At 33.6% G+C, this 22,409-nt stretch carries 22 protein-coding genes and 1 tRNA gene; 10 read left to right on the top strand and 13 right to left on the bottom strand.

From position 1 onward, the window contains the following. Positions 1 to 4: 4 nt before the first annotated feature. The 4 genes from PHR76_RS06575 to PHR76_RS06560 all read right to left on the bottom strand — a co-directional run bounded on the left by PHR76_RS06575 (position 5) and on the right by PHR76_RS06560 (position 3,621). The gene (locus PHR76_RS06575; RefSeq protein WP_300059890.1) at positions 5 to 481 is read right to left on the bottom strand and encodes a T9SS type A sorting domain-containing protein; all 477 of its coding nucleotides are present in this window, start codon (positions 479 to 481) and stop codon (positions 5 to 7) included. Between the two features lie 69 nt (positions 482 to 550). Beyond that, positions 551 to 2,194: an ELWxxDGT repeat protein gene (locus tag PHR76_RS06570; RefSeq protein ID WP_300059887.1), complete on the bottom strand. Its 1,644-nt coding sequence runs from the start codon at positions 2,192 to 2,194 to the stop codon at positions 551 to 553. A gap of 38 nt (positions 2,195 to 2,232) precedes the next feature. Continuing rightward, positions 2,233 to 2,739 carry a hypothetical protein gene (locus PHR76_RS06565; protein WP_300059884.1) on the bottom strand — a complete coding sequence of 169 codons (507 nt, stop codon included), beginning with the start codon at positions 2,737 to 2,739 and terminating at the stop codon, positions 2,233 to 2,235. 39 nt (positions 2,740 to 2,778) lie between these two features. Continuing rightward, positions 2,779 to 3,621, bottom strand: a complete 843-nt coding sequence (locus PHR76_RS06560) for a DUF4412 domain-containing protein (protein WP_300059881.1) — start codon at positions 3,619 to 3,621, stop codon at positions 2,779 to 2,781. Positions 3,622 to 3,688: 67 nt separating this feature from the next. On the opposite strand from PHR76_RS06560, the gene PHR76_RS06555 reads away from it, so the two are divergent. Both PHR76_RS06555 and PHR76_RS06550 read left to right on the top strand, forming a co-directional pair. Further along, positions 3,689 to 4,243, top strand: coding sequence for a sigma-70 family RNA polymerase sigma factor (locus PHR76_RS06555; protein ID WP_300059879.1), 555 nt, complete (start codon positions 3,689 to 3,691; stop codon positions 4,241 to 4,243). A gap of 1 nt (position 4,244) precedes the next feature. Further along, entirely contained in the window at positions 4,245 to 4,979 is a 735-nt protein-coding gene (locus tag PHR76_RS06550; protein ID WP_300059876.1) for a CDC27 family protein, read from the top strand. On the opposite strand, the gene PHR76_RS06545 is transcribed toward PHR76_RS06550, so the two are convergent. Together PHR76_RS06545 and PHR76_RS06540 are read right to left on the bottom strand one after the other, a co-directional pair. Next, positions 4,959 to 8,021: a CHAT domain-containing tetratricopeptide repeat protein gene (locus PHR76_RS06545; RefSeq protein WP_300059873.1), complete on the bottom strand. Its 3,063-nt coding sequence runs from the start codon at positions 8,019 to 8,021 to the stop codon at positions 4,959 to 4,961. The two genes, PHR76_RS06550 and PHR76_RS06545, sit on opposite strands and share 21 nt — an antisense overlap. Positions 8,022 to 8,196: 175 nt before the next feature. After that, positions 8,197 to 8,769 carry a DUF3109 family protein gene (locus PHR76_RS06540; protein ID WP_300059871.1) on the bottom strand — a complete coding sequence of 191 codons (573 nt, stop codon included), beginning with the start codon at positions 8,767 to 8,769 and terminating at the stop codon, positions 8,197 to 8,199. A gap of 125 nt (positions 8,770 to 8,894) precedes the next feature. Between PHR76_RS06540 and PHR76_RS06535 the strand changes: the two genes are divergently transcribed. Genes PHR76_RS06535 through PHR76_RS06525 form a run of 3 tightly spaced genes read left to right on the top strand, consistent with a single transcriptional unit; the run spans position 8,895 to position 10,319 of the window. Then, the gene (locus PHR76_RS06535) at positions 8,895 to 9,470 is read left to right on the top strand and encodes a MarC family protein (RefSeq protein ID WP_300059869.1); all 576 of its coding nucleotides are present in this window, start codon (positions 8,895 to 8,897) and stop codon (positions 9,468 to 9,470) included. A gap of 38 nt (positions 9,471 to 9,508) precedes the next feature. Next, positions 9,509 to 9,706, top strand: coding sequence for a hypothetical protein (locus PHR76_RS06530; protein WP_300059867.1), 198 nt, complete (start codon positions 9,509 to 9,511; stop codon positions 9,704 to 9,706). 4 nt (positions 9,707 to 9,710) lie between these two features. Next, complete coding sequence (locus tag PHR76_RS06525; RefSeq protein ID WP_300059864.1) at positions 9,711 to 10,319, top strand: NAD(P)/FAD-dependent oxidoreductase; 609 nt, start codon at positions 9,711 to 9,713, stop codon at positions 10,317 to 10,319. An 11-nt stretch (positions 10,320 to 10,330) separates the two neighbouring features. On the opposite strand, the gene PHR76_RS06520 is transcribed toward PHR76_RS06525, so the two are convergent. Genes PHR76_RS06520 through PHR76_RS06510 form a run of 3 tightly spaced genes read right to left on the bottom strand, consistent with a single transcriptional unit; the run spans position 10,331 to position 12,986 of the window. Beyond that, positions 10,331 to 11,908: a S41 family peptidase gene (locus PHR76_RS06520; RefSeq protein ID WP_300059929.1), complete on the bottom strand. Its 1,578-nt coding sequence runs from the start codon at positions 11,906 to 11,908 to the stop codon at positions 10,331 to 10,333. Positions 11,909 to 11,945: 37 nt separating this feature from the next. After that, on the bottom strand, positions 11,946 to 12,374 hold the full coding sequence (locus PHR76_RS06515) for a dCMP deaminase family protein (protein WP_300059861.1): 429 nt from the start codon (positions 12,372 to 12,374) through the stop codon (positions 11,946 to 11,948). Between the two features lie 18 nt (positions 12,375 to 12,392). Continuing rightward, positions 12,393 to 12,986: a HupE/UreJ family protein gene (locus PHR76_RS06510; protein WP_300059858.1), complete on the bottom strand. Its 594-nt coding sequence runs from the start codon at positions 12,984 to 12,986 to the stop codon at positions 12,393 to 12,395. A 174-nt stretch (positions 12,987 to 13,160) separates the two neighbouring features. Here PHR76_RS06510 and PHR76_RS06505 point away from each other — a divergent pair, with 174 nt between their 5' ends. Next, a complete protein-coding gene (locus PHR76_RS06505) occupies positions 13,161 to 13,592 on the top strand; it encodes a TerB family tellurite resistance protein (RefSeq protein WP_300059855.1) in 432 nt (143 codons plus the stop codon). Positions 13,593 to 13,631: 39 nt separating this feature from the next. Here the strand turns inward: PHR76_RS06505 and fbp are convergent, their stop codons facing one another. Beyond that, positions 13,632 to 14,636 (bottom strand): class 1 fructose-bisphosphatase, encoded by a 1,005-nt coding sequence (gene fbp, locus PHR76_RS06500; protein ID WP_300059852.1) that lies wholly within the window; start codon positions 14,634 to 14,636, stop codon positions 13,632 to 13,634. A gap of 113 nt (positions 14,637 to 14,749) precedes the next feature. On the opposite strand from fbp, the gene PHR76_RS06495 reads away from it, so the two are divergent. The 4 genes from PHR76_RS06495 (at position 14,750) to PHR76_RS06480 (ending at position 20,650) form a co-directional block, all read left to right on the top strand. Beyond that, positions 14,750 to 15,226: a GNAT family N-acetyltransferase gene (locus PHR76_RS06495; protein ID WP_300059849.1), complete on the top strand. Its 477-nt coding sequence runs from the start codon at positions 14,750 to 14,752 to the stop codon at positions 15,224 to 15,226. A 27-nt stretch (positions 15,227 to 15,253) separates the two neighbouring features. Further along, positions 15,254 to 16,507 carry an aspartate kinase gene (locus tag PHR76_RS06490; RefSeq protein WP_300059846.1) on the top strand — a complete coding sequence of 418 codons (1,254 nt, stop codon included), beginning with the start codon at positions 15,254 to 15,256 and terminating at the stop codon, positions 16,505 to 16,507. Positions 16,508 to 16,639: 132 nt separating this feature from the next. After that, entirely contained in the window at positions 16,640 to 20,047 is a 3,408-nt protein-coding gene (locus PHR76_RS06485) for a hypothetical protein (RefSeq protein ID WP_300059791.1), read from the top strand. Between the two features lie 72 nt (positions 20,048 to 20,119). Continuing rightward, positions 20,120 to 20,650, top strand: coding sequence for a hypothetical protein (locus PHR76_RS06480; RefSeq protein ID WP_300059788.1), 531 nt, complete (start codon positions 20,120 to 20,122; stop codon positions 20,648 to 20,650). Positions 20,651 to 20,752: 102 nt separating this feature from the next. Here PHR76_RS06480 and PHR76_RS06475 read toward each other — a convergent pair whose 3' ends face one another. The 3 genes from PHR76_RS06475 to PHR76_RS06465 all read right to left on the bottom strand — a co-directional run bounded on the left by PHR76_RS06475 (position 20,753) and on the right by PHR76_RS06465 (position 22,278). Then, the gene (locus PHR76_RS06475) at positions 20,753 to 21,109 is read right to left on the bottom strand and encodes a hypothetical protein (RefSeq protein WP_300059785.1); all 357 of its coding nucleotides are present in this window, start codon (positions 21,107 to 21,109) and stop codon (positions 20,753 to 20,755) included. Positions 21,110 to 21,268: 159 nt separating this feature from the next. After that, positions 21,269 to 21,826, bottom strand: coding sequence for a hypothetical protein (locus tag PHR76_RS06470; protein ID WP_300059783.1), 558 nt, complete (start codon positions 21,824 to 21,826; stop codon positions 21,269 to 21,271). A 378-nt stretch (positions 21,827 to 22,204) separates the two neighbouring features. Then, positions 22,205 to 22,278: transfer RNA gene (locus PHR76_RS06465), tRNA-Ala, on the bottom strand. Positions 22,279 to 22,409: the final 131 nt, after the last annotated feature.

Below are 22,409 nucleotides of genomic sequence, written 5' to 3'. Positions count from 1 at the left end.
ACTGTTAATTTTTAATGATTTTAAATGTTTTGAGATTATCTTGGTTTTTGGTTATTTTTAAAAAATAAAGAGCAGCAGGCAAGTTTACCATTTCAATCTGCGTTTCATTTTGGTTTATTTGTCCGTTTAAAATGATTTTACCAATGCTGTCATACAATTGATAGTGTATGTTTGAAATGTCGTATTCTTTTATTGTTAAGCTTAGGTTTCCAGACGTTGGATTGGGATAAACGCTAGCAACTAATTGAATTTGTGGTACCTCATCCACGTTTAAGGCATTGATTTCAAACGGTTGTTGTAGGCCTTGTGTGGCACTCGCGTTTGTTCCGCTAAAGGATTTGTAGACAATTTGCCCAACCGTATATGTCGCTAATCCCGAAGTTCCCGTCGCTGTATTACCAGAAACAACACTATTGCTTTGAGCCAAAGCAGCGTTTGTTCCGTAAATAAAAAAAAAGAGAAGTAGTATGTTGTTTTTCATAACTATAAATTTTTTAACCATTCGGTATATTTTTCACCAAAAACGGTACTGTTTTTTTCTTACTTTAGATTAGTTGTTTTTTATAAATTTTAAAGTCGTTGTCTTTCCTGTTTCCTCTTTTATAGAAATAAAATACAAGCCATTTGCAAGATGGTCTACAGGAATTTGAAGATTATCATTGGTCTTTTCATAAGTAGCCAACGGTTGTCCTAAACTTGAATAAATAGTGATATCCTGCTTTTGATTGGCTTCATAATGAACCGTTAGGTAGTCTTTGACTGGATTGGGATAAATCTTGAGTTGGTTTGCCCAACTTAATTCTGAGGTTGATAAGGGAGCGTCTGTAACCTTCCATAACTCTATACCTGCAGCGTTATAGTTTGCGTAGAAATACAACGCATCATTGTAAACAATTAAAGGAGTATAAATAGTAGTTATTGGTGCGTAATTAGGGTTAGCAGGACTAATTTTTATGGTTCCAGAAGTGCTGCCATCCGTTCTCCAAAGCTCTCGTCCGTTGGTGTGATCCTCAGCCGAAAAATAGAGCATATTGTTATATTCAGTAAATGGTGATGGAGAAGAATAACTCACTCCTGGACTAATATCTTTCACGAGATTCGTACCTGCAACCGTGCCGTCTGTAGCCCAAAGTTCTCTTCCGTTGCTTTGAGTTATTGCAGAAAAGTATATTTTGTTGTTAAATACTGATAGACCAGCAGGTTCTGAGCCTGATACACCAGGTCTAAGGTCTATCACTAGTTGAGTTCCGCTTTCAGTACCGTCGGTTTTCCAAAGTTCTCTCCCCGTAACACCATCATTAGCCATAAAGTACAACTCCCCGTTAAATTCTAAAACCTCAGAAGGAACTGAAGAGCCACTCGGATTAATGTCTTTCAATAATTGCGTTCCGTCGGAAGTTCCGTCGGTAAACCAAAGTTCCGATCCTGTAGTCCCATCATTAGCCGTAAAATATAGCTTTCCTTGATATTCTACAAAATTAGCACCTTGTAATGAATTGCTTACCCCAGGATTAATATCCTTCAATCGCAATGTGTTATCAGAAGTTCCATCAGTAACCCAAATTTCACGACCATAAGTGAAATCTTCTGCTACAAAATAAAGCAGTCCGTTAAGTTCGGCAAAATCAGAAGGCCCTGAGCCTCCACCATCTGCAAGATTTATATCTTTAAACATTTGGGTACCAGCAGCAGTTCCGTCGGAAACCCAAAGTTCATAGCCTGAGGTTCCAGAGGTAACCGCTTTAAAGTAAATTCTATCGTTATATACATGAAATCTTTCAGGTATTGAATGATACGGTCCTGGATAAATGTCTTTTACTAATTCTGTACCATCAGTGGTACCATCAGTCGCCCAAAGTTCGATTCCGCTGACAGCACCATCATGGGCTCGAAAGTACAGTTTGCCGTTATATTCTGTAAATTCACTAGGAATTGAATGAGCTACTCCTGGTTCCCTAATGTCTTTTACTAATTCAGTGCCATCAGCGGTGCCATCGGTCGTCCAAAGTTCTCTTCCATGTACGCCATCATCCGCACTAAAGTAAAGTTTGCCATTGTATTCTGTAATTCCTTCAATACTTGCATTGCCCAAGGGATTAATATCTTTTACCAATTCAATATTATATTGGGCGGATAGCAATAAGCCTGAAAGTAAAAATGTTATATTTAAAAAGAAATTGGTTTTTGTTTTCATGGTTGTATAAATTTTATTTATTTTAGATTTGAACCTTATTATTTCACACTAAAGGAAAATTTAAGCGGTTTTATTTCTCCTTTTACACCTTCAGAACTTGAAACCATTTCTAGCGTAATGTCATAATCGCCTTTAGGAAGTGCCATGTCCATTCGTTTAGGCGACAATTTTGGAATAGGCATGATTCCTACTTTTTGGATACCTGGAATTAAATCAAACGCTTCAATAGGAACATACATGTCTCCTGGCAACCATGGCCATCCACCACGAGTGCTTTGATGTATGGTTTTGCCATTTAATTTTATGGTGGTTTTTAAGTCAAATAACACGACATTTCGTTTGTTAACTTGGTCTGCTTTAAATGAAAAGTTGATTTTGTAACTCCCTTCTTTGAAACTTTTAAAAAGGTCGACTACAGTTGCTTCTTTAATAACTGATTTTGCTGGAAAACCGCTGAGCGAAACTTGACCCGAAATTGATTGGGCAAAAAAGTTGCTAGAAAAAAGGATAAAACTTAAAATAAAAGTGATTTTTAAAATTTTCATGATTGTCTGTTTTTTAGATTTCTATTTTTAATTTGAACATTACATAAATTTATAACCCGCGGTCTCAAACATAAAGCTAGTAGGTTCAAGCAAGGTGCATTCGATTGTGCCAGAAGTGTTTTTCTTGCCTTTGTTCACCTTATCTTTCATTTCCATGTACATCATGGTTACTCTTTCGCCTTCTTTAAAATGATCTTTTATCGCTTTTGGAACTCTGTCTGTATCTGTTTTAAAAACATCATTAAAACTAATAGGCCCATCCTCTGCGAAATACATTATGAAAACATATTCATCACTTTCCATCTTTTTCCCTTTGCAGTCATAGCCTAAAAAAGTTTTATTAGGCAAATCGGAAATCCTGTAACCATCATAATCAACGGTTTCTTGCTCTATTAGGTCGTCTCCATCAATGGAAGTAGCGGTGGCAATTTTATTTGCACCCATATTCATAAACATGTAATTAATATTTGTTTCGCCATCCATAATCATAAAAATTTCTTGTCCTTGATTCATTTTAATCCCCATGTAGGTTGCTCCTGGTTTTAAAAAGTAATCCATATTCAAATTGGTTTTGCTCTGAATAGTAGTCATTTTTAACTGGTATTGGTACTCAAACTCAAAGCTAGCAGGAACATTTTGTGGAGTAATTTTTTTGCTTTTTTTATTCCCTCCAAATTGTGGTTCTAAAATTTTTTCCAAGGTTTTATCCAAGGTCTTTTCGGTTTTTTCGGCAGCTTTATCGGAGGTTTTTTCGATAACTTTTTGCTCTACCTTTTCTTCTAAATTCTTTCTTAATTTATCTAAAAATTGAGCATTCAAATTATTCCCACAAAAAGCAAAAATCAGCACAGTAAAAATTAAAGTTTTGAATTGATTTTTCATAATAGTATATTTGTTAGTATACATTAGTATTTTGGAAATTATAAATGTTAACACGAATTCTAAAAAAATGGAAAAAGATTTAATCAAAGCTTTTCAAATTAATGATGAGATAGTTTTGAAGAAACTTTATATGTCTTATAAAGTTTCCTTTTTAATTTTTGCTAGAAAATACAATTTAGAAAATAGCGACTTAGACGATGTGTTTCAGGAATCATTTATTATTCTTAGAAATCACGCTCTTTCGGGGAAATTAGTAACGGTTAACAGCAGCATGAAAACGTACTTGTTTGGCATTGCTAAAAATTTAATTTTCAACACTTTAAAGAGAAAAACACTTTCCACTCCACATCTTGAAGAAAATAATATCCCGCTTGTTGAAATAACGGGAAGCACTGAATTACTTGACGAAGACTTGACTCCAAATCAAAAAATTTTACGCCATTTTTTTAATCATTTGGGCGAAAAATGCAAAGACGTGTTAACATTATCATTTTATAGAGGACTAACTAATGAAGAAATTGCAGTTTTTAAAAATTATGAAAACGAAGCTGTCGTGAGAAGCCACAAATCTCGCTGTTTAAAAAACTTAAAAGAACTAATAAAACAAGGTAACAAGAATTAAAATGAAAGATAAATTAATCGAAAAATACTTGTTTAACACCCTAAATGATGAAGAAACGAAGTTATTTTTAGAATTAAAAAATAACGATGCTGAATTTAGAGAAGCGTTAGAATACCAAGAAAATCTGAAACAAGTTTGTAAAATTGAAGATGATTTACAATTTAAAAAAATGATTGCTTCTTTTGAAGAAGCAATAAAAAAAGAAAATAATCGCAATCCGTTAAACCACTCTTTTTATTATAAGATGGCTGTCGCAGCGGTGCTTGTTATTTCTTTAGGTTTTTTTATCACTACTTTCTTTTTCAAAAAAGAAGAACCCAAAGCTCTTTTTGCTACTTATTTTGAGGTGTCTAAAAACGTAAGTTATCCCATTGTCCGTTCTTCTCCAGAAGAAAATCAATTGACCACCGCTTTTATTGCTTATGAAAATAAGGATTTTACACAAGCTTTAACTTTGTTTGAAGCGTATTTTGAAGAAACAAAAGACACTACTATTTTGTATTATCAGGCTAATGTTTTGCTTGCTTCAGACAAACCCGAGCAAGCTATAGAACTTTTAAATATAGTAGAACATTCATCTAGTAATTTATCTTCCAGAACACATTGGTATAAAGCATTGGCTTATTTAAAGAGCAACAAACAAGCAGAAGCCATTTTGGAATTAGAAATTGCAGTAAAAAATCAAGAAGAATTTAAAAAAGTAGAAGCTCAAAATTTACTTAAACAATTGAACTAGTTTTTTTCTATAAAAAATCAAAATAATACTAAAAACGATTACAAGTAGTAAAATCCATTTATAATCAAAATCGTTTTTTACTAAGGCATCCGTATTTCCCGAAATCACAAAACCAGACCAGTAATACGGATGTTTTAGCAATGGGTCTGCGGTGTTTTCAAGATAATCAAGTTTTGCGTTTTTTAGTGCTTCATCTTTTGTTTCGCCCAGACTTAAATGCCTATAAAAATAACGCATCATTTTTGCAGTAGCTTCGTCATCCACTCTCCATAAACTCATAACTGTACTCGGAATTCCAGCATAATTAAAAGCCCTAGACAAACTTATAACACCCTCACCGTTTTCATAAAAACCATTTCCGGTATCACAAGCACTTAAAACAGCAAGATTGGCTACCAATGTTTCATTATACAGTTCTGAAATAAATAATTTAGAATTAGTTTTTCCATAAAAATGTAAGGATGAAAATTCCGGATATTCTTCATTGCTGTCAGAATGCATGGCTAAATGCAGGACGTTATATAAATTGGCTTGCTTTAAAAAATCAATTTTTCCTGCATTTACATACGCTTTTCCGTTAAAAACACTAAGAATAGCATCTATTTCGGATGCTGTTTGGGGCAATTTAGCATATTCATTAGACGCTGAAAAAGCTCCAATGGAAACAGTAGAATAAGATGGTATAATGGCTCGTTGTTCCTGATAAAGCAATAAAGAAGAAGCATAACTAATTAATGGAGCTTTTTTATCTAACAAAAGAACTTCAAAAGGCAAATAATGTAGAGAACCATCGGGTATGATGGTAAGTTTATCAAAAGCTTGATAATTGATTTGATCTAACAAAAGTGAATGTAACTTTATAAATGATTTTTGATAATTTGGCTTTCTATCTTTCAAGAAACTCAAGCATTCATTGACTTGGTTTTGAATTGTTTTTTTATCATTTAGAGCGATTAATTCCACTTTGTTTTTAGAAATTAAAAAAGCATAAACATTTCTGTTTGTTATACTATATTTCAAAATAGCTTCATTCTTTTTTAAGTCGTTTTGAAGCAGTTTTAAATCAAATTCTTTTAAATTAAATTGATAATAATTGGGATGTTGTTTTTGAATTAACGCTTGAATTTTAGACAGTTCATTCTTTAAATCATATATTTTTCCTTTCCAAAGCATGATTTTATCTTCCTCTTCTTGATTGGATTCTAAAATTTTATTTTGATAAAAATTAAGCTCCGAAATCAATCGTTCCTCCTCATTTAATTGAGCTTCTGGGATTTTAATTTTTAACCGTTTATTGTTAAAATTAAATTTAGACCAAATGAGTTTAGAAGCGTTATTTTCCATGCTATTGACCACTTCCGTTAAATCAGTGTTTTTATTTGCCGCTAAACAAGACATCAAACGTTCATTAATTTCGTTATTGGTTTGAAATAACAACTCATTATAACGCTCTCCTAAATACAATTGATTATATATTTTTGAAGCAATCATATAACGATGCAATGCCTTTTTATGATGGTTTTCCTGTTTATCAATCGTGAACAGTTTCATATAAAAATCACCCATCGCTATAAATCCTTCTGTAGTTTCAAATGAAATCAACGGTTTTAAATCGTCAACAGTCAGGTTTTCTATATTAGATTTTGAAGATTTTGCTAAAAGCTCAAAAGCAGTATTAAATAACGTTTCTGCTGTTTTTGTATCCTTAAGTGCTGCTGCTGTTTTTGCTTTTAAAATTGTTAACTTGAAATTCTCGGCTAAAGTGGCTTGTGTTTTTGACAAGGCTAAGTCTTTTAAAAAGAGCTGTGCTTCTTCAAAACGTTTCGAATCAACCAAAAGTTCGGCTTTATATAATTTATAGGGAAATACCTTGGTAAAAAATTGGTCTTTATACGCTTCTTGAAATTGAATTGCTTGATCAATTTTTGCTAAAGCCAAACTCGGATTTTTCACTTTATAAATCGAAGCTTCATATTTTAGCGTTTGGCTAATCGTTTTAATTTCAAAATTTAATAATTTTTTTGAAGGTTTAATATTATCATTAATGGCTTTTGCATAATATAATAGTTTAATTGTGTCTTTTTTTCTGCCATAATGCAACATTAAATTCTGCCATTCTTTTAACCTATATTTATATTTCTCCTCTTGATTATTCATAAAACTAATCTGTGGTTTTACTTTTATTTTTTCTTTAATTTTGTTTTGTTTCAACAAATACTCTTCTGCTTTTTCATAATCACCATAATAAGAATACCACTTAAAAAGATTGCTATAACAAATATATAGATGGGCCATATCTTCATCATTATTAAGTTGCTCCCAAATATCTTTAGCTTTTAATAAGTTGAAAAGTTCCTCTTTTCGCAAACCCATTTTTTTATATTGTACCGCAATATTATTATAAGACAAAGCAACATCTGTAGTTTTTTCGCCAATGTTATTGATGTACATGTCTTGTGAGATTTTATAGTTTTCAATGGCTTTTGAATAATCGCCTAGTTCAGCGTATATATAACCAATATCATGAATTAAATCGACAAATTTTTTATCATTCTTGGTTAGGGTGTCTTTAAGAATTTGCAAACCTAATTCTGCTTCAACCAACGCAAGTTTCCATTTTCCTGTATACCCAAATTGATGATAAATACGGCTTTGGATATTGTATTTAAACAACTTATCCGGATGAGCAACTTTTTCATATTCTGATTTTGCCAATTTTGATTTTTCAATGGCTAATTTAAAATAGTTATCATAAGCACGCTTTGAAATAGAGTCGTTTGGATTATGATAATTATACGCCATTTTTTCATAAAGACAGGATTCTGTCAAATGAAGTTTAGCATTTAAAAAAGAATTATACGATTTATTTGAGGAAGAATAGTTAGAAACGGCTTGTTTTCTTAGTTCAAAAGCAAGTTTATAATCTCCATTATCATGAAGGGAATCTGCTTTTAAAGTAAGCTCATCCCTTTTAATTTTGGACTGTGAAAAACCTGAAAAAATAAAAAAATAAAAAATAAATATATAATAACAACTTTTCATTGGCAATGAATTTTACATCATTATTGCCAAATTACTAATAAAATTAGTACAAAAAACATTTAAGCTTATTATATTATAAATTTATAAAGAGAAAGCGAATTGTATAATTTATAAAAAAGATTTAATTAACGCTCTAAAAGCCTAAAGAAATTGGCTAAAACAGTATGTTGAATAATCACATTCGCTTGTTGTGTTCTTCGCCTACTTTTTCGAGTTCTTGGTACCAAGCTTCGCCAAATTTTCGAATTAACGCTTCTTTTACAAATTTGTAAACCGGAACTTCTAACTCTTTTCCTAAAGCACAAGCTGGACTACAAATATCCCATTTATGGTAATTAACTGCCGAAAAATCAGAAAATTCTTTTATCCGAATTGGATATAAATGACACGAAACTGGTTTTTTCCAATCTACAATGCCTTGGTTATAGGCTTGTTCAATACCGCAAAGAGCGGTTTTCCCATCAAAAATAACGTAGGCACAATCTTGTCCGTTAATGAGTGGTGTTTCAAATTCTCCATCTTCGCCTTTTACCCAAGTTCCTTGTGCTTCAATTGCGGCAATGCCTTCTTTGCGAAGAAAAGGTTTTACTTTGGGATAAATTTCTTCCAAAATTTTTGTTTCATCTTGACTCAAAGGTGCTCCTGCATCGCCATCCACACAACAAGCACCATGACAAGCAGTGAGATTGCATACAAATTCTTTTTCTAGAATCTCTTCCGACACGATGGTTTTTCCTAATTGAAACATTTTAAAAGGTGCAAAGTTTAAAGGGACAAAGGTACAAAGGTTTCCGAGAAACTGATTGTTATAATTAATGGTATTTTATGTAAAATCCGTTTTAAAACTTTAATTTTGCACAAAATTAGGAAAACATGGGTTTTGATTTAAGAGAAATATTTACAGCTACCATGGTGCTTTTTGCGGTGATTGATATTATTGGAAGTATTCCGATTATTATTGATTTACGATCAAAAGTAGGCCATATTCATTCTGAAAAGGCGTCGATTGTTTCTGGAATATTAATGATTGCTTTTTTATTTGTAGGCGAAACCATTTTAAGTTTAATCGGTATCGACATTAATTCGTTTGCCGTTGCTGGTGCTTTTGTCTTGTTTTTTCTTGCTTTAGAAATGATTTTGGGTATTAAATTGTACCGTGATGAAAACTTGGAATCCAGTTCTATTGTTCCCATTGCTTTTCCGCTCATTGCCGGTGCTGGAACAATGACTACTATTTTATCCATTCGAGCAGAGTTTCAAACCATTAACATCATTATTGCCATTGTTTTAAACATCATCTTAGTATATGGTGTTTTGAAATCGTCGGCTCGAATTGAGCGATTTCTAACCAAAAACGGATTAAGTGTGATTCGAAAAGTTTTTGGCGTCGTGCTTTTAGCAATTGCTGTTAAATTATTTGCTGCTAATGTTAAAGGCCTTTTTGCTTAAGTTGATTTCTAGTACTTTTGTGTCATTAATTTGAGACGATGAAAATTTTTACAACTATATTATTTGTCTTAGCGGTAGCTCTGATTGTTTTCAATATCACACAATTGGATTACTCAAACTTACTTGAACAAGACAGTGTCATTGCACTCATTGGAATTGTAGCTTCTTTTTGTGCTATTTTAATTCTACTCATTTTCAGGATGTCAAAATCTATTGAAGACAAACTAAAAGACTAACGTCATGTTTGATTTGCTAATCATTGGCGGTGGCGTTTCTGGTGTTTCATGTGCCTTAATTGTAGGCTCTGCCAATCAAAAGCCATTTGCTTCTTCTAAAAAAATCGGATTGATTGCTCACCAAAAAGCCTCCTCACTTCAAGAAGCCTTATTTAATAATGCATACGGAATTACTCCAGGAAAATTAGGAAGTGAATTATTAGTAGAAAGTTTGGAACATTTGCAAACTACTTATCCGCATATTCATCAAATTCAGCTTGAAAAAGTTTTAAAAATAGAAGGTGAATCAGGTCATTTTTCAGTTTTCACGAATAAATCAGTTTATCAAACCAAGTTAGTTGTGATTGGAATTGGAGCTGGAAATCCGTTTACAATTGATGGTTTAGAAGAGTTTGTAATGCCGCATCAAAAAGCAAATCCAGCAAAAAACAGAATCCAACTGCAAAATACAGACCACTTGGTTAAAGACGGCGTTTACGTTTGCGGAACCTTAGCGGGTTGGCGAAGTCAGTTAATGATTGCAGCAGGAAGTGGAGCTTCTGTCGCCACAGATATTTTGACGTTATGGAATGAAGGCAATCCGGTTCAAGTGCATGATAGCATTAAGAAATAAATTTTTAGTCACTACAATTTATTTTTCTGCTCCAACACTTTCAAAATCATTGGGTCATTTTTTAAAATAATTCCAAAATATTTTTCATCATCATATAATTGACGAGTAAATTCGGCGATAAGGTAATTGTTGACCATTTCTTTGTGAGTGTCCAATGAAAAAATCATTCCACTTTGACCTAAATAGTCTTGAAACCGCTTCACATAATCGGAATTCGCTTTCATTTTTTGATAAAACGTTTCAAACGGAACTTTTTCAAATTCTTTGCGATTTTTGTCTAATTGTTCAAAAACAAAATAACTCACAACACCCGATTGCATCAACATTTGAAGGGCTTCGTTTCCATGTTCTCCCTCTAGAGGAACAAATACATCGGGAATAATACCGCCACCGCCAAAAACGGTTCGCCCTTTTAACGTTTTAAATTTTAAACTATCGGCCACTTTAATACTGTCTTTTTCATATAATTCACCGTTATAATACCGTTTTTCAAATTCATGAAAATAATCGGCTTTATCTTCCATATAAGGTTTTTGAATAGACCGACCAGACGGCGTATAATACCTCGCTACCGTTAATCGAACAGCAGAACCATCGCCTAAAGACATTTCACGTTGTACTAATCCTTTGCCAAAAGAACGCCGACCTACAATCAAGCCACGGTCGTTGTCTTGGATGGCACCCGCCAAAATTTCTGAGGCAGAGGCAGAATTTTCGTTTATTAAAATAACAACTTCACCTTGTTCAAAAAGGCCATCACCCGATGCTTTGGTTTTGTCAATTCGGCCTTTTTTATTTTTTGTAGAAACGATGGGAGCATTTTTAACTAAAAAATCATCGGCAATTTCAACCGCTTGCTCCAAATAGCCGCCACCATTATCTCGCAAATCCAACACTATCGTTTTAGCTCCTTGTTTTTTTAATTTCACTAAACCTTTACGGTATTCAGAAAATGTAGATTCGGCAAACCGATTAATTTTAATATAACCTACCGTTGGCGAAATCATTAAGGCAACATCGACACTTTTAATTGGAATGACATCTCTTTTTAAATTGATTTTTATTTTTTTGTTTTCACTTTTTCGATAAATCATAAGCGATAAATCGGAGCCTACTTCGCCTTTTAGTTTTGAAAACAAGGAATCATTGGGTAATTTTTTTCCGAATAACTTGTCATTGTTGGCATACAAAATGCGATCTCCCGCTTTGATACCCGCTTTTTCTGACGGACCTCCAACAATCGGTTTTATGACAGAAACGGTGTCTTTATACATATAAAAATTGACGCCAATGCCTACAAATTCTCCCCGCATGGATTCGCTTACGCCATTCAATTCGTTTTTAGAAATATAAACCGAATGCGGATCCAGTTTTTCTAAAATACCATTCACAGTCAAATCAACGATGCTATCCGTATCGATTTCATCAACATAATCGCGTTCAATGAATTCGATTAAACGATTTAATTTGTTTTTATAAGTACTTCCAGCCACAGAGGTCGTGGCCGAAAAATAATTTAATTTTCCACCAATCAACACTCCTAAGGCAATTGCCGAAAAGAGTACTAAAGGCCAATATATCTTTTTGATTTTCACGTTTTTTTCCTTTTCAATTGGAAAATGAGTATTATTCTAAATCAGAAATTAATTCTACGGCAACACCTGCTTTTATCAAAAAAGCAATACCACTATCATCTTTATAACCTTCGTGATAAACCACCCTTTTTATTCCCGATTGATGAATGAGTTTACTACATTCTTTACAAGGCGAGAGCGTAATATAAAGCGTTGCTCCATCGCAGGATTGTGTTGAGCCCGCTACTTTTAAAATTGCATTAGCTTCTGCATGCAACACATACCACTTGGTTGTACCACTTTCATCTTCGCAACAATTTTCAAAACCAGAAGGTGTGCCATTATAACCATCTGAAATAATCATCCGATCTCTCACAATAATCGCACCAACTTGTTTTCGCTTGCAATAAGACAGCCTACTCCATTCTTTTGCTATGCGGAGATACGCTTTGTCATATTTATTTAATTTCTTTTTATCCATTTTTTATAGTAGTTCTTTTTAAGGACGCCAAATATCGCTTTCAATAATCATCGGCAAAACTACGCCAATCACAAAGGCTGACATGACCAAAATCCAATCTCGTTTTGAGAATCGGAAAAATGTTTGTACGATATACGAAAGCAGTAAAACGAGTAGCACCACAATTAATTGTGCCACTTCTATCCCTAAAGCAAATTCTAATAACGGCATTAATTTTTCTGAATTACTTCCCGGTAAAATAGATTTGAAATAGTTTGAAAAACCCAATCCGTGAATGATTCCGAAAAACAAGGTGATGAAAGCGACAAAGGTCATGCTTTCGTTTTTATTTGATTTCCCGGCCGTTAAAAGTCCGAAAAAAGCGGTAATTAAGATGGTAATCGGAATTAAAAATTCAACCAAATTAGCTTTGATAATAATCACTTCATATACCGATAAAATTAGAGCGACCGTATGTCCCAACGTAAAAAGTGAGACTAAAATCAAAACTCTTTTCCAATCTTTAAAAGCGTAGGGAATCGTTAAGGCAATAAGAAATAAGACATGGTCATAACCATTCCAGTCCAAGACATGTTTAAGGCCTACATTAAAATATAACCAAAATTCAGACATACTATATCAATTTACAATTTAGGGAATCCAAACTTACGATTAATTTTGAAATGGTTGGAGCGGATACCTTTAAAATGATGTTAAAGATTTAGTGAATTATAAAAGAATTTTGTCGAATTACACCTTTCAAATTAGAAATAAATTTATATTTGTAGACAATTTTAAACTAAAGTTATGTCATTTTCAGATTTATTCGATAGCGGATTTAAAAACAGAAACAAAGGCCATTTTTCTGCCATTGTTCGGGTAGCCTTGAGTGATGGTGACATTACTCCTGAAGAGCGAGAATTCATTGATAAGTTAGCCAAAAATTTGGAGATTTCAAAAGAAGAATATGAGGAAATCATGGAAAATCCTTCTAAATATCCTATCAATCCTCCTTATTTATATATCCATCGACTAGAAAGATTGTACGATTTGGCTAGAATGGTCTATACTGACCATGTTTTAGGACCAAAACAAAAAGAAATTTTAATCCGATTTGCATTGGCTTTAGGATTTAGTCCCGGAAATGTGAATTATATTGTAGACAAAGCATTGTCGCTTTTGGTTTTAAATGTCGACTTAGACACTTTTCTCTTTGAGATGCAAAACATGAATAAATAATAAAAAAGCTCTGAAAATTCAGGGCTTTTTTATCTCTTATTAATACCGTGCCATAAACTCTTCGGCTTTTTCTACCATTTTTAAGCTGCCGCAAAAGAAAGGAACTCGTTGGTGCAATTCAGTAGGCAAAATTTCCATAATTCGTTGGTAACCATCCGAAGCTTTTCCGCCCGATTGTTCTGCTATAAAAGCCATTGGATTACATTCATAAAGCAATCGCAATTTCCCTTTCGGTGCTTTTGAACTGGTTGGATAAATATATATGCCGCCTTTTATCATATTTCGATGAAAATCAGAAACCAAACTTCCAATATAACGAGAAGTATAAGGTCGATCTTCTTCCTCTAACTGACAATATTTTAAATAATCTTTTACTCCTTTCGGAAAGTGTACGTAATTTCCTTCGTTAATAGAATAAATATTTCCTACTTCCGGATAACTCATATTTGGATGAGAAAGATAAAACGTTCCAATCGCTGGATTTAAAGTAAATCCATTCACGCCATGACCTGTTGTATAAACCAACATTGTTGACGTACCATAAATTACATAACCCGCAGCCACTTGATTAATTCCGGGTTGTAGAAAATCTTCTGTTGTCACTGGAGTTCCAACTGGTGTAATTCTTCTAAAAACAGAAAAAATAGTTCCCACAGAAACATTCACATCAATATTAGACGAACCATCTAGCGGATCCATGAGCACCACATATTTATTATTATGGCTTTTATCTTTACCGGCCACAGTAATAAATTCGTCGTTTTCCTCAGAAGCAATTCCACATACAATTTCGCGGTTAATTAGGGTTTGAATAAAGACTTCATTGGCATAAACATCCAATTTTTGCTGGTCTTCCCCTTGTACATTTTGTTCGCCAGCTGCCCCAACAATATCCACTAATCCGGCTTTATTTACCTTATAGTTGACAACTTTTGCGGCTAATCGAATTGAATTGATAATTCGAGATAACTCTCCTGTTGAGTACTGAAATTCTTCTTGTTTTTCGATGATAAACTCACCGAGCGTTCTATTTCTTTCTTCCATGCGAAAACGTTGTAGTTGTATTTGTGGCACAAATATCGAAATTTTTGTGATAACATTCATAAATAGTTTAAAATGAATTTAGAATTGTATTTTTGTATCAAATAGTTTGCCTAATGCTTATCCGAAAAGGAACACCCGAAGACATGTCCGCTGTTTTGGAATTAATCCAAGAATTAGCGACTTTTGAAAAAGAACCAGACGCCGTGGTAGTCACGGTAGCCGACTTAATTCGTGACGGTTTTAGCGAAAATCCGTTATTCTATATTTTTGTTGCCGAAGAAAACAGCGAAATCATAGGAATAGCTTTATATTATTACCGTTTTTCTACATGGAAAGGAAAAACTATTCATTTAGAAGATTTAATCGTCAATGAAAAGCACCGTGGAACTGGAGCAGGATTGGCTTTGTATACGGAAATTATCAAACAAGGAAAAAAAGATAACGTTCGACGAATTGAATGGAATGTGTTGGATTGGAACGAATCGGCGATTCAATTTTATCAAAAAACTGGGGCAAAAGTGCTCGAAGATTGGCGAGTAGTACACATGGACGAAGAGGGAATTGCTAATTTCACTCGACTTACTATTTAATTCTCTTATCCTAATACTTTCTTATCAATGAAACTATTCAAATTTGGTGGAGCATCAGTAAAAGATGCCGATGGCATTAAAAACGTATTTTCCGTTTTAGAAAAAGTGGGACATGAAAACGTGTTGTTAATTATTTCGGCCATGGGCAAAACGACCAATGCGTTGGAAGTGGTTATTCAAAATTATTTTGAAAAATCAGACGCCTTGAATGCTTCTGTACAAGAAGTTCGAAAATACCACAATCAAATCTTAATGGAACTTTTTGAAGAAGATAATCATCCGGTTTTTAGTGCGGTCAACGCTCATTTCAAAGAGTTAGATTATTTTTTAAACCACAACAAATCACCTAATTATAATTTTGTTTATGACCAAATTGTCAGTTTTGGCGAATTGATTTCCACCACCATTGTCAGTTTTTATTTTAATTATCGCGGATTAAAAAACAATTGGTTGGATGTTCGTCAATTTATAAAAACCGATGCAACGTATCGTGATGCGTTGGTTGATTGGGAGCAAACACAAAAATTAATTACAAAACAGATAAAGAAAAAAAACTTATACATCACGCAAGGATTTATAGGTTCTGACGAAAATAATTTCACCACTACCTTAGGTCGAGAAGGCTCCGATTATACCGCCGCTATTTTTGCCTATTGCTTAAATGCAGAAAGTGTGACTATTTGGAAAGATGTTCCTGGTGTTTTAAATGCTGACCCAAGGTTTTTTGAAAATGCGATTTTGCTGAACCAAATTTCCTATCGAGAAGCAATTGAACTCGCCTTTTATGGAGCAAGTGTTATTCATCCAAAAACGCTTCAGCCGTTGCAACGAAAGGAAATTCCGTTATTTGTCAAATCGTTTCTCAATCCGATGTTGCCGGGAACAAAAGTCTATAAGCATGCCGATTTAGAACCGCATACTTCCTGCTTTATTGTCAAAAAAAACCAACTCCTGATTTCCTTGTCATCCATCGATTTTTCATTTATTATGGAAGAACACATCAGTGAAATTTTTGCTTTATTCCATCAATTCAAAATGAAAGTGAGTTTAATTCAAAATAGTGCTATTAGTTTTTCAGTCTGTTTAGAAGATAAATTTGGAAATTTTACAGAACTTAAGTCAATACTCGCCAAAAAATTTAAAGTTTCCTATAACGAAAACGTTTCTTTATATACCATTCGTCATTTTACTGAAAAAGCAGCTCAAATGGTAGAAGAGAACAAAACGGTTTTAGTGAAACAAATCAGTCGCGAAACCATGCAAGTGGTCACCAAAGAGTAAAATTGATTTATTCTTTTACCGATTTCTACTAAAAATAAAAAAAACACTCTTTTCAAATTAGTTTGAAAAACAGCGACTCAGAATACTTACAGTAATAAATACTACTTTTGCCGTTTTAGAGTTATTCTATTTATGTTTCAACGATTGGCTTTAGGGGTTTTTCTACTATTTTTTTCTGGGCTTTATGCTCAAGAAATCGAAACACCTTATAAAAAAAAGAAAATCGTTGCAACAAACGATACCATTTCACTTGAAAAAATGAGTATCAATCAGGCTTTCTTCAAATTGTTAGATAGACAAGGAAATCCGATTGACACCACTTTTTACAAGGTTGATTATCAAAAAGGAACGCTGAAGTTTAAAAACAATTTCACTTCAAACGATACGCTGGTTGTTCGTTATCTTATGTTTCCAGATTATTTAACTAAGACCTATCAGATTTATGACGAGAGCAAAGTGGTGCCCAATGCCCGCGGAAATGGTCAATTATACTCACTTTCTAAAGAGCGATTAAACAACTTTAAACCCTTTGACGGACTCAACACTTCAGGAAGTATAACCCGAGGCGTCACTGTCGGGAGTAATCAAAATGCGGTAGTTAATTCTAATTTAGACCTCCAAATATCTGGAAAACTATCGGACAAAGTAAGTTTACGAGCTTCTATCCAAGACAGTAATATTCCATTGCAAGAAGGCGGTTATTCGCAAAAATTAGATGAATTTGATCAAATCTTCATCGAAATAGCGGGTGAGCAATGGAACATTCGTGCTGGTGATTTATTCCTAGAAAATCGGCAATCGCGTTATTTGAATTTTAACAAGAAAGTACAAGGGATTTCTACGCAATTTCAATTTGGAAAAGAAGGGAATAAAACCTCTGTTTTTACTTCGGGAGCTTTGGTAAGAGGACAATATGCCAAAAGTTCGTTTACCGGAAAAGAAGGTAATCAAGGACCGTATAAATTGCGAGGAAATAATGGCGAAGCATACGTGTTAGTTATTTCTGGTTCCGAACGCGTTTTTGTAAATGGAATTTTGCTCACACGGGGCGAAAACAACCAATATACCATCGATTATAATGCAGGCGAAGTAACCTTTACCTCACTATATCCTATTACTTCTGAAATGCGAATTTCGATAGAATATCAGTTTTCAGACCGAAATTTCACGCGATTCATTACCTATGGCGGCGTTATGCATGAACGAGATAAATGGAGTGTAGGTGGATTTATCTATTCAGAAAATGATGTGAAAAATCAACCCTTACAACAAAATCTTTCAACAGAACAAGTTGCTATTTTAAAAGAAGCAGGCGATGACACTTCACAAATGATTGCTCCTTCCGCTTATGTTGATAGCTATTCTGAAAATAAAATTTTATATCGAAAAGTACTATTTTCTGGTGTAGAAGTATTTGAATTTTCTACCAATGAAGCGGATGAATTATACAATGTCCGATTTACTTTAGTAGGAAATAACCAAGGAAATTATGTGTTAGTCAACAGCCAAGCCATCGGCCGAATCTTTGAATATATAGAGCCAATCGGTGGCATCCCGCAAGGAAATTATGAACCGATTATTCGTTTAGTCGCTCCAACTAAAATTCAAATTGCTACGGTGATGGGAAAATACAATCCGTCTGAAAAAACACTTTTTGACTTTGAATTAGGATTAAGCAACAATGATTTAAACCTTTATTCTTCGTTAAACGATGAAAACAATCAAGGTTTTGCAGGGCGGTTTAACGGAATGCAACGCTTATTTTCAAAAACCTCCACGTTAGATGCGTTTGCAAATTATCAATTTGTGCAAGCTGATTTTCGAACGATTGAACGTTTATTTACAATTGAATTTAACCGTGACTGGAATCTGAATACAACCACTTTTGGCAATCAAAGCTTATTAGTTTCTGGTCTTAGATGGAATGCCAACGAAAAAGGATTTGCTCTTTATCAATTTGAAAAATTAGATTTTAAATCGAATTATACAGGTTTTCGACATACGTTGGATGGGCAATATAAATACCAGAATTGGCTGGCAACAAGTTCGAATAGCTTCTTGAAAAGCGAAGGAACTTATTCTAATTCTACTTTTCTTCGCAGTGAGTCGCACGTGAAATACCATTGGAAAAAAAATTGGGTTGGAGGAAGTTTTCGAACAGAAAATAATGAAGAAAAAATTAATGAAACTCAGTCGTTATCGCAGCTGAGTCAGCGTTTTTCTGAATTTGGTAGTTTTGTGGGTCGCGGTGACTCCACAAAAGTTTTTGTAGAAGTGAGTTACCTCCATCGCATCAACGACAGTTTACAAAATGGCTTTGTACAACGGGTGAATCGGTCGAATTCCTATTATTTAAATTCGCGTTTGTTGCAAACTGAAAAAAGTGATTTATCTGTTTTTATTAATTACAGAAACTTAGTTTTTGAAGACCCTTTGCGAGAAAATGCTCCTTCATTAAATTCACGCATACTGTATAATGATCGCTACTTCAACCAATTGCTACAGTTGACAACCGTTTATGAAACAGCGGCAGGAACCTTGGCTCAACAAGAATTTACCTATCTTGAGGTTGAGCCCGGTCAAGGCGTTTATATGTGGAATGACTATAACAACAACGGCATACAAGAACTTGCCGAATTTGAAGTTGCCCCTTTTCCAGACCAAGCCAAATATGTTCGCGTTTTTCTGCCCAATCAAGTATTTGTCAATACATTTCAAACCAAGTTTTCTTTGGCATTGACATTTAATCCGATGCAATGGCAGAATAAATCAGGAATTCAAAAATTCTTATCCTATTTCTATAACCAAACCTCTTATCTAATTGATCAAAAAACCTTTAGAGATACCAATTTTAATTTGAATCCTTTTGCGAAGGAAGACTCCGAATTATTAGGTTTAAATAATAGTTTTATGAACAGTTTGTTTTATAATCGCGGCAAACAGAAGCACTCGACCACCTATACATATGTTGAAAGCAGCACTCAAAATTTACTGTCACTCGGTTTTCAGCAAGCAAGAAATCAATCACATCAACTACAATACAACCATTTAGTTCAAAAAAGTTGGTTATTTACCGTGAATAGTAGAACTATTTTATCGGAATCGGAAGTAGAAAACTATGAAAATCGCAATTTTGAAATTAAAGGCTATTTAGTAGCTCCAAAAATTAGCTACCTCTTTTCTAAAAACATCAGTTTGGATGTTTTTTATGAATACCAATCTAAAAAAAATCAATTTGGTTTATTTGAAACATTGATGCAAAACCGTTTAGGAACTTCATTTACTTATGCGGGAGAAAAGCAATTTACGATGAATGGTGAATTTTCTTTATATGAAAACACGTTTGAAGGCGATGCTTTATCGGCGGTTGGTTTTCAGATGTTAGAAGGGTTACAACCCGGAAGAAATAGTACGTGGCGGTTGTTAGTTCAGAAAAATTTAACTAGTTTTTTAGACATTAATGTAAACTACCAGGGTCGGAAAAGCGAAACTAGTTCGGCTATTCACACTGGAAACATTCAATTACGAGCTTATTTTTAGGATACTTTCTGCGATTTTTGTTTTCGGCATTTTTTCTTATATTTGAAAAAAGAAAAAATAAATACTATGAAAATGAAAACGTTATTATCACTTTGTGTCGGTTGTTTGTTTATAATGACAGCCTGTCAAGAAAAAGAAACGGCTCCTGTAGCAGCTCCTACTGCAAATACTGAAACGGCAACTCCGGTGGCTCCTGCTTCACCGCAAGCAACTGCTCCAGAAACGCCGGCCGCACCACAAGGAGAAGCACCAAAACTAAATCCCGCTCATGGCCAGCCTTTTCACCGTTGTGATATAGCGGTAGGTGCACCCTTGGATAGCCCAGCCAACACGCCCCAAACTGCTCCGCCAGCACCACAAGGCGAAGCTCCAAAATCATTTTTTAAAACGGTTCAAAGTGAGCAGAAAAGCGAATCAACGCCCACTATGAATGCTACTCCGGCTCCAAAAGCTACACCGGCTCCAGTTCAAACAACACAAACAACAACTGCTCAAACTACAGCTTCAGAAGCCAATACGCCGCGACCAAAAAATAATCCCGCACATGGCCAACCGCATCATCGTTGTGAAATTAAAGTAGGTGATCCGTTACCAGAAATATAATCGTTAAAACAACAAAACCGCAACTGTAAAATTTGCGGTTTTGTTCGTTTAAGCGTAAAGGTATTAATGTCTTAACTGTATTTTGAATGTACTTTGTAACTGTTATTTTTTACAACAACCGTCAAGATTTTCGTAGGCAACAACATCTGCCTTCATCTCGTCGGCATCGTAACCTAATTTAGAAATAGCCAATTTAATAGCGTTTAAATCTGTTTTCTGACCATTATAATGAACCGTAATAGTCATGTTTTTATCATCCAGTTGATACATTTTAAGGCCTTTTATTTTTAACATTTCCGAATCAAATAATTGACCACATGTTTCACATGCTTGGCAATGATCACAATGAATTGTTGTTTTAATTACTGCTTTTTCGTTCTTTTTACCGTTTTGAGCTATACCATTTTGAATAGAAAATAAAGCAACAAGAATTGTAAAAATAATTTTTATCGATTTCATAATTTTGTTTTTTACAAATATAGTTTTTTGTTTAGTAGTGGCTACAAAGTTAGAAAATATTTCTAGAGCACACAACTAGTTGGGAAGTGGAGACATCGGAGGGATTTTATAAAAAAAAACCTTGAAATACCAACTTAGTTTCAAATTTACTGTAAAAAACTACTCCCTTTCATTTTCAATAGCTCTTCTTTTCAATAGTTCCGAAAAAATAAAAACGGGGTCGTCTCCAGTTTCTAATAAACTATCAAATGCCCAAATGATATCTTTTGTAATTCCAAAATGCTTTCTTGTATCAAAATCAATCTCTCCTGGATATAAAGAATAAATTAATACATCTCTAGAATATTCAAATGAAATATAGTTATACTTCAGACAAACTTTTACAATACCAAAATTTAATAAATTATTAAAATGCGATGCTAAAATCAAAATAGCATTAGTTCGTTCTTCATCAAAACTTGGAAGGATAATAGAACTATAAGATAAAGTAGAAGTTTCTACATTGAATTCAAATTTAACAGTTCGAGATTCATTAAATATGAAATCGCATATTACTTGTTTTCGATAATCATATTGTCCATATTTCAATCCCGAGTTTTTATAATAATTGGTTAATTCAACCCATACATAATCTGCTGTTTTACTACTATTGACCAATCGATAAATGCTTCGGATTGTTGTTTTAATTTTGTAAAAAAAACCGCATTTTTTATTCATAAATGAGGTTTTAATATATTTATAAAAAATGGATAATAGTGTCCAAATAATGACGAAGAAAATTATTTTAATCAGAATCATATTTTCGTTTTTTAAGGTTAATAGTAAGGGTTGTAAAATTAATAAGGATTAGAATTAAAAAAGCAGTTTTTAAAACAATTCTATTAATTTCTCAGAATACTATTTCTAATAGAGCTATAATATATGATTCTGTCTTTTTTAAAAGTCATTTCATAAGTGGTTCGGCTTAAGGCAATGGATACATCATCAATATTTGTATATCCAGTTTTTAAAATTTAGACAATGTTTAAAACAACTCGATAATTATGCCCCTAAAAAACAAAACCCTTAAAAACATGTCGTTTTTAAGGGTAAAAGTGGAGAAGATGGGGCTCGAACCCACGACCTCTTGGCTGCCAGCCAAACGCTCTAGCCAACTGAGCTACATCCCCAAGGCGAGGGCAAATATATAAATTTATTATCACAATTTGAAAATTAAAAAAAGTAAAACCGAGAATTGTTTTTGCTCATTTCATGATTTTTAAATAGAAGAGAAAGCCATCTCAACAGAATTGTATATTTT

The organism is Flavobacterium sp., assembly GCF_028689845.1.
In the GTDB taxonomy this organism is placed as follows: domain Bacteria; phylum Bacteroidota; class Bacteroidia; order Flavobacteriales; family Flavobacteriaceae; genus Flavobacterium.
The sequence above is the reverse complement of the archived record's forward strand: the minus strand, read 5'-3'. Positions and strand labels throughout refer to the sequence as shown.